The 16,690-nt window shown below is 47.0% G+C and carries 11 protein-coding genes, 3 tRNA genes and 1 rRNA gene; 11 read left to right on the forward strand and 4 right to left on the reverse strand.

Annotation, left to right across the window (positions count from 1 at the left end; translation table 11 throughout):
- From AC0YNZ_RS30505 to AC0YNZ_RS30520, 4 genes are all read left to right on the forward strand, one after another.
- A 23S ribosomal RNA gene (locus AC0YNZ_RS30505) occupies positions 1-102 on the forward strand; the annotation flags it as partial.
- Positions 103-235: 133 nt separating this feature from the next.
- Positions 236-311 (forward strand) — tRNA-Val (locus tag AC0YNZ_RS30510).
- Positions 312-318: 7 nt separating this feature from the next.
- Positions 319-394, forward strand: a tRNA-Lys gene (locus AC0YNZ_RS30515).
- Between the two features lie 13 nt (positions 395-407).
- A tRNA-Leu gene (locus AC0YNZ_RS30520) sits at positions 408-490 on the forward strand.
- A 68-nt stretch (positions 491-558) separates the two neighbouring features.
- Here the strand turns inward: AC0YNZ_RS30520 and AC0YNZ_RS30525 are convergent.
- Both AC0YNZ_RS30525 and AC0YNZ_RS30530 read right to left on the reverse strand, forming a co-directional pair.
- Positions 559-1,113 (reverse strand): guanylate kinase, encoded by a 555-nt coding sequence (locus AC0YNZ_RS30525; protein ID WP_475830131.1) that lies wholly within the window; start codon positions 1,111-1,113, stop codon positions 559-561.
- A 159-nt stretch (positions 1,114-1,272) separates the two neighbouring features.
- Complete coding sequence (locus tag AC0YNZ_RS30530) at positions 1,273-3,135, reverse strand: galactose-1-epimerase (protein WP_475830132.1); 1,863 nt, start codon at positions 3,133-3,135, stop codon at positions 1,273-1,275.
- Between the two features lie 204 nt (positions 3,136-3,339).
- Between AC0YNZ_RS30530 and AC0YNZ_RS30535 the strand changes: the two genes are divergently transcribed.
- From AC0YNZ_RS30535 to AC0YNZ_RS30550, 4 genes are all read left to right on the forward strand, one after another.
- Positions 3,340-4,959 carry a GMC oxidoreductase gene (locus tag AC0YNZ_RS30535; RefSeq protein ID WP_475830133.1) on the forward strand — a complete coding sequence of 540 codons (1,620 nt, stop codon included), beginning with the start codon at positions 3,340-3,342 and terminating at the stop codon, positions 4,957-4,959.
- Positions 4,960-5,069: 110 nt separating this feature from the next.
- Positions 5,070-6,641 carry a spore germination protein gene (locus AC0YNZ_RS30540; RefSeq protein WP_475830134.1) on the forward strand — a complete coding sequence of 524 codons (1,572 nt, stop codon included), beginning with the start codon at positions 5,070-5,072 and terminating at the stop codon, positions 6,639-6,641.
- A 34-nt stretch (positions 6,642-6,675) separates the two neighbouring features.
- Entirely contained in the window at positions 6,676-7,842 is a 1,167-nt protein-coding gene (locus AC0YNZ_RS30545) for a Ger(x)C family spore germination protein (protein WP_475830135.1), read from the forward strand.
- A 326-nt stretch (positions 7,843-8,168) separates the two neighbouring features.
- Positions 8,169-9,263, forward strand: coding sequence for a GerAB/ArcD/ProY family transporter (locus tag AC0YNZ_RS30550; protein WP_475830136.1), 1,095 nt, complete (start codon positions 8,169-8,171; stop codon positions 9,261-9,263).
- A gap of 8 nt (positions 9,264-9,271) precedes the next feature.
- On the opposite strand, the gene AC0YNZ_RS30555 is transcribed toward AC0YNZ_RS30550, so the two are convergent.
- Both AC0YNZ_RS30555 and AC0YNZ_RS30560 read right to left on the reverse strand, forming a co-directional pair.
- On the reverse strand, positions 9,272-11,050 hold the full coding sequence (locus tag AC0YNZ_RS30555) for a sensor histidine kinase (RefSeq protein ID WP_475830137.1): 1,779 nt from the start codon (positions 11,048-11,050) through the stop codon (positions 9,272-9,274).
- Positions 11,047-12,603 (reverse strand): response regulator, encoded by a 1,557-nt coding sequence (locus AC0YNZ_RS30560; protein ID WP_475830138.1) that lies wholly within the window; start codon positions 12,601-12,603, stop codon positions 11,047-11,049. The genes AC0YNZ_RS30555 and AC0YNZ_RS30560 overlap by 4 nt, the downstream gene beginning before the upstream one ends.
- A gap of 179 nt (positions 12,604-12,782) precedes the next feature.
- Between AC0YNZ_RS30560 and AC0YNZ_RS30565 the strand changes: the two genes are divergently transcribed.
- The 3 genes from AC0YNZ_RS30565 to AC0YNZ_RS30575 all read left to right on the forward strand — a co-directional run bounded on the left by AC0YNZ_RS30565 (position 12,783) and on the right by AC0YNZ_RS30575 (position 16,047).
- Entirely contained in the window at positions 12,783-14,138 is a 1,356-nt protein-coding gene (locus AC0YNZ_RS30565; RefSeq protein ID WP_475830139.1) for an ABC transporter substrate-binding protein, read from the forward strand.
- A gap of 179 nt (positions 14,139-14,317) precedes the next feature.
- Positions 14,318-15,232 carry a carbohydrate ABC transporter permease gene (locus AC0YNZ_RS30570; protein ID WP_475830140.1) on the forward strand — a complete coding sequence of 305 codons (915 nt, stop codon included), beginning with the start codon at positions 14,318-14,320 and terminating at the stop codon, positions 15,230-15,232.
- A complete protein-coding gene (locus AC0YNZ_RS30575; RefSeq protein WP_475830141.1) occupies positions 15,229-16,047 on the forward strand; it encodes a carbohydrate ABC transporter permease in 819 nt (272 codons plus the stop codon). Before AC0YNZ_RS30570 ends, AC0YNZ_RS30575 begins: the two co-directional genes overlap by 4 nt.
- The last annotated feature ends 643 nt before the right edge of the window (positions 16,048-16,690 follow it).

A 16,690-nucleotide genomic window follows, 5' to 3' on the forward strand; every position in this document is an offset into this window, starting at 1 on the left:
AGTATGTAAGACCCCTTGAAGACGACGAGGTTGATAGGTTCGGGGTGGAAGCACAGCAATGTGTGGAGCTGACGAATACTAATCGGTCGAGGGCTTATCCTAAAAAGTTTGCATGGACCCATACATCCGGCAGACAGCAGCTAATAAGGTTCAGCAAACCTAACTTTCGTATCCAGTTTTCAGGGCGCAAATGCGTCAAGAAACACCCCACATTCGTGGGTTTTATTGTTTCGATGGAGGCTTAGCTCAGCTGGGAGAGCATCTGCCTTACAAGCAGAGGGTCGGCGGTTCGATCCCGTCAGCCTCCACCATTACTATGAGTCATTAGCTCAGTTGGTAGAGCACCTGACTTTTAATCAGGGTGTCGTAGGTTCGAATCCTACATGACTCACCATTTTTTCTCACATGCGCGTATGGCGGAATTGGCAGACGCACCAGACTTAGGATCTGGCGGGCGACCGTGGGGGTTCAAGTCCCTCTACGCGCACCATATTTTAAACCAACACCTTGCTCAGCAAGGTTTTTTTGTTTTTTAAATCAACGCAAAACAAGCTACGTTTACCGAAGTGCTGTGATTTCTTTAATTTTCATTAATGTGTCGGTGAAGTCGATCCCATCATGATTCCAAACGACTACATCGGCATATTGCATATAAACGCTGCTTAATTCAACCTCCTCAGCTTGCTTTACCCGTTTCATGATCTCATCGGGAGAGCTTCCTCTTGCTTCTAATCTTCTCTTAATCGTTTCGATATTAGCGCCGACATAAATGACAACGGTATTCGGATACATTGTTTTAAGCGAAAGCACACCAGATAAATCGAGTACGATATGCGCACTTCCATTATTGTTTAATATTTCATCTATGCTGGATTTAAGCGTGCCGTAATATTGTCCGTTGTAGCGAGTCCACTCTATGAAATGATTTGCGTTAGCATGAGTTTCAAATTGTTTAACGTCCATAAAAATGTAGTGAACCCCTGCTTGCTCATTTTGTCTCGGAGGTCTTGTTGTTGCCGTTATTATTTTTTGCAGGCCGCTCCGCGTCAGTTCCTGCTGTATTTCTGACTTCCCGGATGCGGAAGGGCCATACAATGCGAATATTTGACTCAAACGTTAACGCTCCTTTAACAAAATAAAATCGACATCTCCCTGATTGAAGCTGCTGCTTTACCCATCCACCGAGTTCGGTTATCAGGGAGAAAGTACTCTGAACAAATGAATGAAGTGCATGACCTTTATTTTGAAGGAAATGCGCTTGCGCTGCAATGTTTACACGGCGGAAAATTTAAAAATGGATGTATACCTGTATAATTGTCCGGGCAGCAGCTCCGTGCTGGGGAAGTTAGGGTGATTTGGAGAGTCCGGATAATGCTGCGTTTCCAGACTGAAACCGGCATAACGCTGATAGGCTTTGCCTGATTTGCCGATATCGGTCCCGTCAAGATTGTTGCCCGTATAAAATTGGATTGCCGGCTGGGTGGTGTAAACCTCCATAAAACGGCCTGATGTTGGTTCGTATACGCTGGCTGCGAATAGCAGAGGATGTCCGTTATGGTTTAACACATAATTTATATCATACCCCTTCGCATTTCGGATTTGCGGTTCGCTCGAATCGATTCGGGAGCCGATAGCCATCGGTTTACGGAAGTCGAACGGAGTGCCCGCAACATCCAGTACTTGGCCCGTTGGTATGAGGTCCCGCTTGACCGGCGTATATCGGTCGGCATTAAGCGTTACGATATGCTCCAAAATATTTCCTTTGTCCTCGCCGGCTAAATTGTAATAGTTATGCTGGCTCAGATTTACTACCGTCTTTGTATCGGTTGTGGCGGCATAATCGATTCTCAGCTCATTGTTGTCCGTAAGAGAGTACATGATTTTAACACTAAGGTTCCCGGGAAAGCCCTCTTCGCCGTTTTTACTCAAATAGCATAGTGCCAGACCGACCGCGTCATCCGAATAAACCTCCTCTGCTTCCCACACCCGTTTGTCAAAGCCCCGTTCTCCGCCATGCAGCGTGTTTGGATAATCATTTACAGACAAGTTGTAGGTTTTGCCGTCAAGCGTGAACCAGCCATTTGCGATCCGGTTGGCGTAGCGTCCGATTAATGCCCCGAAGTGAGGCTTATTGCCGGTACGTATAAAATCCTCCAGCGTGGGATAGCCCAAAATAATATCATCCAGTGTTCCGTATCGATCCGGCACTTTAAGCGTAAGCATAATGCCGCCATAAGTCATGATGGAAGCTTGCATACCGTTTTTATTAGTTAAGACGTATAGATAAACAGGCTGGCCATCGGGTGTTTGACCGAAAAAATGTTTCGTTATGGAGCCTGAGCCTTTTTTCGCTTGAATAGATAAGGGAGGATCATCCCGGATGATTTTTTCCAGCGGCGCCGTATTTCCGTATGTCGGTGCTGCTCCGTGCGGGCTGGCAGCCCAGCGGACCGCGTTCGCTATAACCCGCAAAACATCCTTGCTATAGTAGGTAGGATACTCTTGATCTCCCGGCCGGAAATAAAAGATTTTGCCAAGCCCGCGTTGATAGGCACAACCGCTTCGGAACACTTCGCCGCCCTGAAACCAGCTAATAAAAACGAGCTCCTCGGGTGCAGGGATGTCAAAAAACTCACCGTACATTTCCTCATGCTGCAGCTCCAAATATTCGCCGAGCCCTTCGGCAATCGGGTGCGAAGGATCGACTACCCAAATTCTTTCCCGTTCAGCATCGGATCTCCATTTCAGGTCGCAGGTCGTTCCCATTAGTTTTTTGAATATTTTTGACCGGTGTCCGGAATGAAGAACAATGAGTCCCATCCCCTGAAGCACTCGTGCATAAATCCTTTCGACAATTTCATCTGCAACCTGCTCATGTGCCAAGTGCCCCCACCAGATTAATACGTCCGTCTGATTGAGCACCGTCTGCGAAAGGCCATGCTCGGGCTGATCAAAGGTTGTTGTATGAATGAGGAAGCCGTGCCGCCCGATGCCTTCAGCAATAGCCGTATGTATGCCTCGCGGATAGATAGACGCTACTTTCGGCTCCGTCCTCTCTTGAATAAATTCATTCCAAATCGTTACATGTATCGGTTTCATCCTGTACAGCGGGCCGCTACCAACCGTCATCTTCATCTCCGGTATCCCTCCTTTTATATAGGAATATATGTGTCTGCCTAGTGGAAAACAACCGTCCGCCGGAAATGGACAAGCGTTTCTTCTAAGCATGGGGTGAGATGCATACCGGAGGTCATTAGCCTAGTTATATGGAGCATATATTTTGATTAAAGGAAGTGATTATATATGAGGATTTATGTCGCGGATAAGGGAGATACCCTCGTGAAAATAGGCAATCGCTATCAGGTGGGATTAGCACAATTGCTGTCAGTCAATCCGCATATTCTAGATCCTGAAGCGATCATCGAAGGAGAGAGCGTTAACATCCCTTCGCAATCGATGCCAAAGGCTGAAGCTAGGGTAGTAGCTCCTTTCTGCCCGGCGGTGCCGCAATCTGCATTTCTTCATGATTGGATTCCGCTCACTACGGCTGAAAAGATGGCTGAAAACGAATACGATGTCCTGATTGTCGGATCGGGCGCAGGGGGAGGAGCAGCGCTGTGGAGATTGTGCGAACAATGGGGAAATAACGATAAGCGGATCGGAATGGTGGAACGAGGACCGAACTTCCTGCCGACTCATGTCGCCAATATCGCTACCATGAACGATGACAACTATAGGCTGTATGCCCCTCCGCAAATAACCGATTTAATCGGAAACAGGCTTCCGCAATATTCGGGAATGAAGCTGATTTATGCTTTAGGAGGAAGAACGCTGTTATGGGGAGCGATCTCTCCCCGCATCCCAAATTATGATATAGCAAGCTGGCCTGTCTCGCTCGAAGAAATGGAGCTCTATTACAATATCGCCGAAGAAGTCATGGGTGTAACAACTTCGTATACGAAAGACTCGTCGATTACGCAGGTGCTGCTTGACCGGCTTCGGGCAAACGGCTACATCAATGCGGACGATATTCCGATTGCTACCGATCTGGACCAGACCCGCCTAGGTAAATTGCATGCCAACGTTTTTTTTAGCTCAATCGTCTTTCTGGCGAGAGCCTTAAGCCGGCGTCCCTTCGATTTGGCCGTTAATACGTATGCTGCTCAAGTGGTTACGGAAGGCGGCAGAGCAGTCGGCGTTCGGGTGATGACCCCGGATAAGAAATCTTATGTCATCAGGGCGAAAAACGTCATTTTATCGGCCAGCGCGCTGCAAACTCCGCGAATACTGCTTAACTCAGGAATTAAGGGAGATGCGATTGGCCGCTATCTTATTAACCATTCGTACTTGATTCCAGCAGCAAGCGTGAATACCGCCGGTTTCGCTGAACCGCTCGGCGCGTTGGGAATTGTCGTGCCGGAGCTGGAGGAACGGCCCTATAGGCTGCAGCTTCAAGGTCCCGAACAATTTTTTAACTACCAATATGATCACAAGCCGGTTAAGGATGAATGGGGAATCAGTTTTTACGCTTCTGGCAAGGTGGAAGCCCGATACGAGAACAGAGTGTTTGTCGATCCGAGCCGGAGGGATGAGTATGGAATGCCGGAGCTACAGATTGACTTTTCTTACAGCGCGAAGGATGAAGCCGTCATTCAGGAAATGTATGAGGGTATTTTGCATGCTTCTTCGGTGATGCAGTTAGAGCTCGCCACATTGGATGGAGCGCCGGCGATTTGCCTGCAGCAGCCGGGAGCCGATAACCACGATGCCGGAACATGCCGGATGGGGGATGATCCAAACACTTCGGCAACGAACCAGTACGGACAAATTCACGGTGTGGAGAGGCTTTATGTTGCCGATAACAGCGTTCTTCCATCGATGGGAGCCTCCAATCCAACCTTGTCAACCGCAGCTCTGGCAATCCGAACAGCGGATTATATTATGTCGCTGCTGCGCTGATTCAGATCAAAGGCTTTTATACTCTCCCTTCCGTGGGAAAAACTGCATAGTTACTGTCAATAAGAACCATACTATCACCAAAGAGAAAAGCGAAAACAGGGTGATATTCCATGGGTAATGATCTTTCTGGCGTTTCATCGCAGGCAACCGATACGGCGCAGTCAAGCGAACAGACAGGGATGAACAGCAAGCAGCCGACAGACAAACCAAAACAGCCGATCAGTGCTCAACTGGACGATAATCTCCGTCAGATGAAAGAAATATTCGCCAAAAATTCTGACATCGTATTCCGGCAATGGTCTTACGGCCCCGAAATGCAGCATATGGCTTGCTCCATCTATTTCGAAACACTCATGCAAGGTGAAATTTACAACTATATGAAGGCTTCCCTTCAGGATCTCGTTACGCATGAGGTAGGCCCCGCTGAGGATATCATACCTCAGGATGTCATCTCCTTTTTTGAGCAGCACGGGGTTTCCGAGAAAAAAGCGGATATTATTGTAGATTTCCATCATGCTGTGGAACAAATTACGTTTGGCAATATCGTCATATTTTTTAACCAGTGGAATAAGGCTTTAGTTTATAAATCGATGAAGGTTGAGTCGAGGCAGATCACAGAACCGACCAATGAATCGGTTGTTCAAGGGCCTAGAGAAAGCACGGTTGAAAACTTAAAAAAGAATATTGGTCTACTCCGTATGCGCCTAAGCACACCGAATTTCAAAATACAATCGATCGTTACAGGCGGGGAAACGCATACCCAAGTTGTTTACGGTTATGTTGAAGGCGCAGTAGATTCCGAACTGTTGAAGGAATTCGAAAGCAGAGTGGAACAGCTCAAGCAGGTGGAAATATTGGAAACCTCCTATGTGGAACAACTAATCGAGGATTCGACCTGGTCGCCTTTCCCCCAGCACCGGTATACGGAACGTCCGGATGTGGCGGTAGCGGCTATGTTGGAGGGCAAGATAGCCGTTTTGGTGCAGGGCACGGGAGGTATTTTATTATGTCCGGGTTTGTTTACGGAATTTTTCCAATCCAGCGAAGATTATTATCAAAGAACGGTTTATTCGACCATGATCCGGTGGCTTCGAATTATTGCCTTTATATTGGCTTTGACGCTGCCGAGCATCTATATTGCGTTATCGACCTTCCATACCGAGCTGATTCCTACGGTTCTGCTGCTTGCGATCATCGATACGAGGGAAGGAATACCGCTGCCGGCCTTCTTTGAAGCGCTCCTTATGGAGTTTTTCTTTGAGCTGCTGCGGGAGGCGGGAGTCCGGCTACCAAAGACGATCGGTTCCACTGTAAGCATCGTGGGGGCACTCGTCATAGGAGAAGCGGCGATCAACGCCGGTATTGCTTCGCCGATCATGGTCATCATCGTCGCATTGACGGGAATCGCTTCGTTTGCGATTCCTCAATACAGCATTGCCGTATCGCTTCGGATACTGAGGTTTCCGCTCATGCTTTCCGCGTCTGTAATGGGAGGTTTCGGTATTATGATTATGTTCCTGCTTATATTGCTTCATCTATGCAAGCTTCGCTCGCTTGGACAACCTTATCTGGCATCGCTCGCCCCGTTTCGGTTTAGCCAGCTGCGGGATATCCTCGTGAGGGTTCCGTTGAAAGTTTTACTGCGTTCCCTCCGCAATAGCGTCTCTGGGGCAAACAAGTAGCTTACGACAAATATAAATCCGGAAAGAATGAGATATGATGAAAAAAGGCATGGTTATTATATTATTATCGGCCGTTTTACTCATACTCCCTGGCTGTTGGAACAAGGAGGAGCTGGACGAATCCGGTTTTGCGATGGCAATCGCACTGGATCAGGGGAAGGGTGGAGTGCTCGAATTAACAACACAAGTATACCGTCCGACTAACGTGAAAAGCGTTAGTGGAGCATCGGCAAAACAAGATAGGAATCTTCTGATCAAGACATCGGATGAATCCCTGTTTGAAGCGATCCGCGACATCCCTCTTCATTTGGGGAGAAAAGCGAAGTGGAGCCATTTACGCATTATTTTGGTGGGAGAGAAGCTGGCCGCTGCAACCGACGTCGGCAAGCTGATTGACTTTTTTTATCGTGATCATGAGCCGCGGCATACGGTTTCCATCATGATCACGAAAGGGCGTGCGGAAAAAATATTGCAAAAGACGCCTGACATTGAACAGACGATAGGTCAACAGCTTATGCTGACCAAGCAAGTATCCTTCAAAAGTTCCGCCAAGTCGATGGATACTACACTGCTCAAATTGGCACTGCAGATGAACAGCCCAGTAGGGGATGCCTCCATTACCTACGTTTATGAAGACAAGGGGAAAAAGAATGTTTTAAACTCAGCTGGTCTTGCCCTTCTCAAAAAAGGAAAAATGAAGGGCATCTTGTCTTCAAAAAAAGTGGAGGGACTGGTCATGCTGCGAAATGAGATTGTATCCGGGATTATCGAAATCCCATGTCCAGGCAAAAAGCTTGAAACGGAGTCACTAGAAATTCTTAACTTTAAAACGAAATTGAAGCCAAAGCTGATAGGCAATAAGGTACACGTACAGGTCAAGTCCGAGGTGCAGGGGGCAATCGGGGAATTGAAGTGCACAAACATTAAAACAAGAAAAGATGAAGCTGAATTCACGCATAAAATGGAGGAACAAATCAAACATCAAATGGTTGAGACGATCCACTTTCTCCAAAAGAAAAAATCGGATATTATCGGGATTGGCAACAAGATTGCAAGTGCGCATCCTAAACAATGGAATAAAATGAAAGAAGAATGGGACGAGCAGTATGCGGAAATCCCTTTCGATATTCAAGTTAAATTACAGCTTATCACGACCGGAACGGTAATAGGCAAGCCGGCTGTATCGGGGGAAGATAAATAGAGAGTGCTTACGAAGAGCGTTTCGCTTCGTAAAGCTTTAAGGGGTGACCGGTGTGACAGAACGCATAATTGTCCTGTTGGTTGTATACTGCTCGGTTTTTTTGTACGATAGTTCGCTTCTGAAAAGCAGCTCGGACAAGGGAGAGAAGGCAGTCTATATAGTCCTTATCATCATCTCGGTGTACCTCAGTGTCAGTTATGCGGCAAATCTGAACTTTTTTGGGTTATATGATGTGGTTGATCTCACACTTACCGGCCCAGCGCGTGCAATCGATAAATGGTTAACAGTGCCCAAACCATGATACTGCAGCAGAGGAGGAGATAAGCATGAATAAAAAGGAAACGGTTAGTCCCCAGCAAATGGGAGTTCTCTTCTTCACCTTTATGACCGGATCTTCCATCATTAACATTCCGAGTCCGCTCATCGGCAAAGCGGGAAACGGAGCATGGCTGTCGCTCTTGATCTCAGGCATAGTTAGTATGGCGCTGCTCGGCTGTATGCTTTATTTGCACCGGCGGTATCCCGATAAGAACTTTGTCGAATACAGCCGTATTCTGATCGGAGTATGGCCGACCGCGATTCTGTCCCTGCTTCCGCTTTCTATCATGCTGCAAATACTGGTAGGAATTGTTCTCGATATCGGCCTGTTCATGAGAAGCGCGATGCTGAGAGAAACACCGACATATGCGTTCACTTCTTTGATCTTTATGGTAGCGGCTTTGAGCGTTCGGGCAGGCATTGAGGTCATCGCCAGAATGTTTTTGCTGATCATGATCCTGATCGCAACATTTATTGCAGCCGTCTTGCTGCTAGCCATGGAGAATTATGATATATCATTTCTTATTCCGGTTATGCCGGACGGTTTAAAGCCGATACTGAAGGGCGCTTTTTTCTCATACGGTTTTCCCTATGCCGAATGCTTTCTGTTTACGATGCTTCTTCCATTCGTCAAGAAAGGTACCAACGAAAAATTAAAACGCGCTATGTTTCTGGCATTGTTCCTGAATATTGTCACTTTATGCATTTCAACGATCTGCACGATCATCCTTTTCGGACCGCTCGCAGGGGTGAAGAAGTATTCGCTCTATGAACTTGCCCGCACGATCGATGTTCAGGAAATTATCACAAGGATTGAGTCGGTTATCGGCATGTCGCTAATCGCCGGTTCCTATATGAAAGCAACGATTACGTTGTATGCGACTAGTCTGTACGTGGCGCAATTATTTAAGTTCAAAGATTATAAATTGATTGTTACGCCAATCGCGCTCATCGCTTTTCTGTATACGCTGGTCGGCTTTAGTTCGGATATGGACTGGGTAGAGGTCGTTTCGGTCGTTCACCCGCTCTGGGTATGGCCCGGGTTTATCCTGCCTCTAGCAATAATCGTAACTGTCGCTCTGATTAGAAAGCCTTCGAGCTGACCGATGAGCTAACCGCTTGATTGCTGATCGGCGTGGGAGACAAGCTTCGGCAGCTCAACGGTTACGGTAGTCCCTTGTCCCAGGCTGCTTGCCATCCGCATGGAAGCCTGTCTGCCAAATAAATGCTCAACCCTTTTCCGGGTATGGGATAATCCGATATGCCTCAGACCGGAGTTTTTCTTATGCTCTCCCATATTCCAAATCGCCTGCAGCTGATGAGGTTCAATGCCAATTCCGTCATCCTCAACTTGAATGACAAGAACCTGTCTGGAAACGGATGCGGAAATGCGTATCGTGCCTGTCGCATCTTTTGGGCAAATGCCGTGAAAAATCGCGTTTTCCACAAAAGGCTGGATCAGGTTTCGTGGCATCAGCCAATCGTTAGCCTCGTCTTGGATATCCCATATGACTTCAAACATATCGATATAGCGATAGGACTGAATGGCGATATAATCACGCAGCAAGCGGATTTCTTCGCTCAGCGGGATAAGGGATTGAGCCCCGTCCATTTTGACCGCATCCTGCAAAATTCGAATAAAAGAGCCGACCATACGGACAATATCTTCATTTCCTTGCTTCTGTGCCATATAAATGACAGCGTTCAATGTATTGTATACGAAGTGTGGATTGAGTTGGGAAAGCAAAAGCTCCAGCTCCAGCTCCCGTTTATCTTTTTCATGGCGAATCGATTCCTCCAAATGCACCTGAAGCTGATTGGTCATACGGTTAAAGCCAAGCCCAAGCTTCTCCAGTTCATCCCCGGTTTTAATATTTACCGACGTGTGCAGATTTCCGCTCGATACGGCATTCATGGCATGGTATAAGCGCATGATCGGCCTTGTAATGCGGAATATAGCCGGCATCATAAGAAGCAGAATTAAAATCGTGCTGGTCATCGAAAAAAATCCGAGCAAATAGATGACGATTTTCCCCCGTTCCATCAGCGAGGCTCGCGAAATAAATGTTACGAGCTTCCAGTTGTTACTCTCAAACCGGTCGATTAACATATAACCGCCTTTGACGGAAGAGATTCCTTCTGTTTGCTTCTTGGAGGCGGCCAGAAGGAGTGAACGGGTAAGAGAAATGTCCGATTTCGGGCTTTTTTTCTCATATAGCAAATAACCCGCTTTATTCGTCCACAGCAATCCTTCAAAATCCGCGCTGCCGAAGTCAAGCAGAGACTCGAAGCTTTCGTAATCGAGGTTAAGGATCAGCCCTCCGATCGTGCGCCCTGGCTGCTCAATATCCTTTACAGTCACGATAAAGCTAATGATCTTTCCTTTCATTCCAGAATTGCCGGTTAGAATCATGTCATGCGGCTCTGTAAAAGAATGCTCCTGACCGGACCGGATATGATTCTGGTACCAATCCTCTTTCAAAAGCCCGCTAAAGTACTGATCATTCCTCGCTTCACTCCAAAATACACGTTGATCCGGCAGGAGCAGGGCAAAGCTGCTCACTTCCTTGCGCAATCCTTTATTATCATCCAAATAGTCAAGCGTGTCTTGAAGGAGAGCGAATTGACCGAACGTATCCAGTTGATTGTAGGTTTTATAAAACGATTGCAGTTGATCGGATATGATAAGAGAGAATGAAAATTTAGCGATATCATCCGACATATATTCAAGCTGTCGGACCGTTTGGCTAAGCTTGGTTTCATCTTCATGAATCATTTGCTTCACCACTATGGTCTGATAATAATAATAGGTAAATGCCGCGGACAACAGGAAGCTGATAATGGCAACAATGACAATCCGCTGCAAAATAGTAGACCGGAGGCTTTTCACGGGGCATAACCTCCATGCCGGTATTGATGGGGAAGCATGCCTGTCGTTTTTTTGAAAACCTGACTGAAATGCTGTGGCGAACGATAACCGACCCTTGCGGAGACTTCGGTCATTTTTGCGTTTTCCTGACTTAATATGCGTTTGGCCTGCTTGACTCTATGCTCCGTCAAGTAATCGAGAAACGTACGTTCCAGCTCGCGCTTAAACAATTGATGCAGGTAAGATGCGCTGATTCCCGTTGAGAGGGATACATCTTCAATATTGATGTCCTCATGATAGTGCGCGTGAATATAGTTCAGAGCATTAAGCAATTTATTGGAAATTCGTTCGTGTTCATTATTGCTCGCGCATCGTTTTTGAATCATAAGAATGAATCGGTTCATAATTTGGTCGATATGGTAGACGGGCTCTTCCTCCCGCACATGAAGGGGAGCGGTTTCCGGCAAGCCTTTGCCTGCTAGACGCTTGTTCAAAAGTCCGGTTAATGTATGGATGGTTTCGCACAGGCCAGGCAAATCCCACTGCGGATGGCATAAATGATGAAACTGTTTGCGGATAGCGCTTTCAATCATTTGGGGATCATTTTGTTTCATGCCCTCAGTCAGCTCCTCCAGGTGAAAAATCCGTGCTTTCAAATAATCGGCGTTGCCTTGAGGCAGCAGCGGGAGCTCATCAGCGCATAACATCATTTCTTTTCCGCAAAAGACGGCGTGCCGCGCGGCTGCGTCGACTTTACGCAAGGAATGGGGAAGCGATGAGGAATCATGGTTTTGGAAAGAATAGTATAAGGAATAGCTCCGCTCGTATTGCTGCTTAATATGAGAATGAATGGATACCGCAAGTTCTCGGAATGAATCCCTCATCATGGCTGCAGCTTTATTTTTTTGGGAGAACAAGGCAATAAATTGGTTGCGGTTAAGCGCGAACTCGCCGATAAGCTGCCAAGCCGGTTGATCAGAGCACAAGTTTATTTCGCAGGAGGCCCATTTAAGCGATTGAATGATCTCGGCCCTTCCGGCTGTAGAAGGTATGGCCGTGAACGGGGAATCTCCTTGGATAAGCAGCATGGCGAAAGGGGGCGCAGCTCCGAGCTCCTTAATAACGGTAGTCAGCTCTGCTCCGGTAACGATTTCCATAATCTGCTCCGACCGCTGCAGCCTTCTCTGCTTTTCGCCCTCTTCCCAGGCTTTCCGTGCCTTATCCAGCTCGTGAAGCAGCTTATTCCGGTCAACCTCATGCTTGATCAGATAGCTGGATACACTGCCGAATGAGATGGCTTGCCTAGCATACTCAAAATCCTGATAAGCGCTCATGACAATAAACTTAACGCCTAATTTGCGCGCGGAAACAGCCTTGATTAGCTCCAGACCATCCATTACAGGCATACGGATATCGACGATCATGATTTGAGGCTGGAGTTCCTCGCATAGATGCAATGCGCTTTTCCCGTTCGTTGCGGTTGCTGCGATTTCGTAGCCGTATTCGTCCCATGGCAGAAGACTTTTGATATGTTCTAAGGCAATACGCTCGTCATCGACCAATATGATCTTCATCGCCTTAACCTCCGCTTGATTTACTGTATGATTGATTATAACGTACATTAGGGTCCTTGAAGCAAGGGAAGTGTAGGATTGCAACCAAAAGTGTAGGATTGCAATGTTTACGCTTACATTTGTGGAGATGTATATTGAAAGCGCAGACATTATTCGATGGACAAAGGAGAGAGTATTCGATGCTTACGCAATTTTGGACAAAACGGGTCAGCTTGCTGATCTCCATTATGATGCTGGTAGGCCTGCTTGCGGCTTGTGGAGGGGGGAACTCCGGCAATAACGCAGAAGAGACTGGTACGAACAATAAGGGTACTCCTGCAGGCGAAAATGCCGGATCTGCGGTCAAAGGAAACGAAGACTACAAGGGCGAGTTTGTCCTGTGGACGTGGGAGCCTGAGCATGCTACGGCTCTGGCAGCATTTAATGAAAAGTATCCGAATATCAAAGTGAAGCGCGTAAACGTTGCCGCAGAGGATATTTCGAAAAAGCTGCAAACGACGATCGCATCAGGCGGTGAATTGCCGGATGTCGTGCGGATCGAGCGCGGACAAAAAGCAAAAATATTCGATATGGACATTCTCGAAAATCTCGAGGCGCCGCCGTATAATGCGGATAAAACGCTCCTGTTCGATTATGACATCGCAACCTTCTCCAAAGATGATCATATGATCGCGATTCCGGATGATATGAGTGTAGCGGGCATCGCTTACGTCAAATCGCTCGCCAAGGAATATTTCGGAACGGACAACCCGGAGGAAATGGAAGCCATATTTACGAACTGGGATGCGTTTATCGAGAAAGGGAAAGAGGTTCTGCAAAAAAGCGGCGGCAAGGTGAAAATGTTCCCAAGCCTCGGCGACGTGAACCAGACGCTGAAAGGCCAGCGTGCCGAGCCGTATTTCGACGGTGACAAGCTAAATGTGAGTATGCTCAAAAGCACCGTAACCGATCTAGTGAAGTTTCGGGACTCGGGCATTATAGATAAGCTTGATCAGTGGACGCCGGCATGGAATGCGACGTTTGGCGGAGATAAATATATATTCGCGATGTCTCCCGTATGGATGCCGCAGTATGTTATCGGTCCTAATGATAAGAAGGATGACCGTTGGGCGCTTATGGTGCCTCCGGGCGGCGGTTTCATTAGAGGGGGCTCCTCGCATGGTATTCCGAAAGGAGCAGAAAACGCAGAGCTTGCCTGGAAATGGATCGAATTCACATCGATGTCGCAAGAAGGAGCGGTAGCGCAGAAAACGGATGGCGTGTTCACGCACTATAAAAAGGCTTATGAGGATCAAGCGTTTACGAACTGGACATGGAGGAATTTCGGCAGCCAGGATATCGGAGAAAAGTTTTTCGTCGACATTTCGGCGACAACAAAGGACATGCCGGAAAATATCAACGATCTGGTATTGGATGAAGTGATGAATATTGTGCTCCAGACGCTGGCCAAAGATGAATCGTTCGGCTTTGACCAAGCTATGGAAAGGATTCAAAAAGAATTGAAAGCGAAGGCGCCAAACATCACTTGGGAGTAAGTTACGGGTAAACAATAAGCGGCCTGTTCATCGGCCGCTTTTCTTAAAATACAAGAATTTATATTTTTTGCAACTATAATATGACTTGTATTTCACGGCGAAACGAGCTTTTGCCGCCGCAGGACGGCGACAGCCGTTTACGCTTGTCACAACATGTCTAAAAGTCAGGAGTGTAAGCGATGGTTGCCGTAAAAAGAAGATGGGTTCCTTACTTTTTTCTTTCTCCATATATGTTGTTTTATTTGGCCTTCGGCCTAATTCCTATGGTGTTTTCATTATATGTCAGCTTAACGAGCTGGAACGGTATCGGTGACAAAACCTTTGTCGGATTGGACAATTATAAGTATCTGTTTAATCCTGATTCCTATTTTTTTAAATCGGTAGGCAATACGCTGCTGTTTGTTCTCTTTACGCTTCCTATGCAAATTATTTTTGGATTGATCATTGCCTCGCTGCTTTACAGTCGCTGGGTGAAGTGGAAAGGCTTCTTTCAATTGATCAACTTTCTCCCGTATATCGTAACGCCGGTCGCGGTGGGGCTGATGTTCAACCTTCTATTTGATTGGCAGGCAGGCTTTATTAATAAAATTTTGCTTCAGCTGGGTCTCATTGATGAGGGCATATACTGGCTGGGAGATCCGCTTTATGCGAGGATGGTCATCATCGTGATGCTGTTCTGGAAAGGCTTCGGCTATACGATGATTTTCTATCTGGCTGGACTTGCCAACATACCAAAGGATCTGAATGAAGCAGCGCAAGTGGACGGAGCTACAGGGTATAGGACGTTTATGTCTATCACGCTTCCTCTGCTAAAGCCGGTTACGGTTTTTATCGTTATTACCGGGATCATTGGCGGTTTTCAGCTGCTCGAAGAACCGATGCTGCTGCTCGGCGGTTCCGGAATGGGCTCAAGTACAGCCGTTATAGGCGGACCGGACCGATGCTGCTTGACGACCGTATGGAATATGTATGATACCGCCTATGGGAGCATGACCCGTTACGGGCTTGGAGCTGCTATTGCTTACGGCCTATGCATCATTATTGCGCTTTTCTCATTCATTGGCGCAAGATTTTATAGGGGGGAACAGGAATGAGTCACCATTTCCGAACGACGCTGGCGACCTCCGCGATCGCCCTGCTTTCTATATTTGCGCTGCTGCCCTTCTATATTATGACGATTATGGGAACCTATCAGAACGAGGACCTGTTTACGAAGATCGTTCTATTGCCGGGTACGTACTTATGGGAAAATTTCAAAACGGTGGCGGCCAGCCGGTTCGATCTCGTTTACTGGAACAGTCTGATCGTATCGCTGGTGAGTACCGTGCTGTCGGTGCTTGTCAGTGCCTTTGCAGGCTTTGCCTTCGCTAAGCACGAGTTTAAGTATAAGAACAAGATTTTTGCGGCTGTACTGCTCACAATGATGATTCCAGGACAGCTCGGTCTAGTCGCGTACGTCATTGAGATGCGTTATCTCAGCATGTCGGGGACGTTGCTTCCGCTCATTCTGCCTTGGGTGGCCAATGCGTTCGGCGTATATTGGATGACACAGTTTATCAAAAGCGCGGTTCCGACCGAAGTGCTTGAGAGTGCGCGGATCGACGGCTGTTCGGATATAGGGGTGTTTTTCCGCATCGTCGTAGCCTTTATTTATCCGGCGATTACGACGCTCTCGCTACTTGTGTTCTTGTGGTCGTGGAATAATTATTTGCTGCCGCTGATTATCGTCAATGAACCGGAGCTATATACGATTCCGCTCGGAATAACGGCGCTCGGAGACGCTTATCGCACGGATTTGGCTGCTCAAATATTAGGATTGACTTTAGGTACGGTCCCGGTGCTTATCTTGTTCGCAATAGGGTCCAAAAGTTTCATCCGCGGATTGACTGCTGGATCGGTTAAGGGGTAGAGGGATTGAGAGGTAGAGGGATAGAGATGTAGATCTTAAGATTACAAGCATTACGGACAAGCTGGCGCCCTTCGAGGCGGCAGCTTGTCCGGCTTATGAGGCCGTTTGCTGCTAGAGTGCGGAAATTATATCTTGGACTTGTGCAGGAATGCAGCAGTGCTCCGCATCTGTGATAATGCAGATGGATGTGAGCATATGTTTATATGCTTCATATAAATCAGCATAAGTGCGCGGCATGATTAACTGGAAAAACTCCTGCTAATTTTGACTTATGCGCTCTGAAGCGCCATTTTGCTGGAAATACTCCCGTTAATTTCGAGGAATCGGCTTATTTGAGGGATCATGTGCTGAATTAGATGGAGATATTCCTGCTAATTAAAATGGGAACCTATTCGCAAGCAAATTAAATGGAGAAATTCCTTCTAAGTACACACGATTCCGAGTGATTTCGAGTCTATTTCAACCTATTTTTCGATTAATATAGACAAATAATAAATTATCTTAAAAAAACACTTGCAATACTAGACTGATACATGGTATATTCTAATTCCGGCCGAGAGAAACACGCGGACGACAAGCAAAACAAGCGAACCAAACGAAAGAATAGATTGCTCTTTGAAAACTGAACAACGAGTAATAACTG

It is taken from the genome of Paenibacillus sp. J2L1-98 (assembly GCF_056269405.1).

What these genes read in the sequence shown, in the direction of transcription:
- AC0YNZ_RS30540 (WP_475830134.1), top strand. Translation starts at nt 5,070, where the DNA reads ATGGGTAATGATCTTTCTGGCGTTTCATCGCAGGCAACCGATACGGCG.
- AC0YNZ_RS30560 (WP_475830138.1), bottom strand. Translation starts at nt 12,603, where the DNA reads ATGAAGATCATATTGGTCGATGACGAGCGTATTGCCTTAGAACATATC.
- AC0YNZ_RS30550 (WP_475830136.1), top strand. Translation starts at nt 8,169, where the DNA reads ATGAATAAAAAGGAAACGGTTAGTCCCCAGCAAATGGGAGTTCTCTTC.
- AC0YNZ_RS30565 (WP_475830139.1), top strand. Translation starts at nt 12,783, where the DNA reads ATGCTTACGCAATTTTGGACAAAACGGGTCAGCTTGCTGATCTCCATT.
- AC0YNZ_RS30575 (WP_475830141.1), top strand. Translation starts at nt 15,229, where the DNA reads ATGAGTCACCATTTCCGAACGACGCTGGCGACCTCCGCGATCGCCCTG.
- AC0YNZ_RS30530 (WP_475830132.1), bottom strand. Translation starts at nt 3,135, where the DNA reads ATGAAGATGACGGTTGGTAGCGGCCCGCTGTACAGGATGAAACCGATA.
- AC0YNZ_RS30570 (WP_475830140.1), top strand. Translation starts at nt 14,318, where the DNA reads ATGGTTGCCGTAAAAAGAAGATGGGTTCCTTACTTTTTTCTTTCTCCA.
- AC0YNZ_RS30545 (WP_475830135.1), top strand. Translation starts at nt 6,676, where the DNA reads ATGATGAAAAAAGGCATGGTTATTATATTATTATCGGCCGTTTTACTC.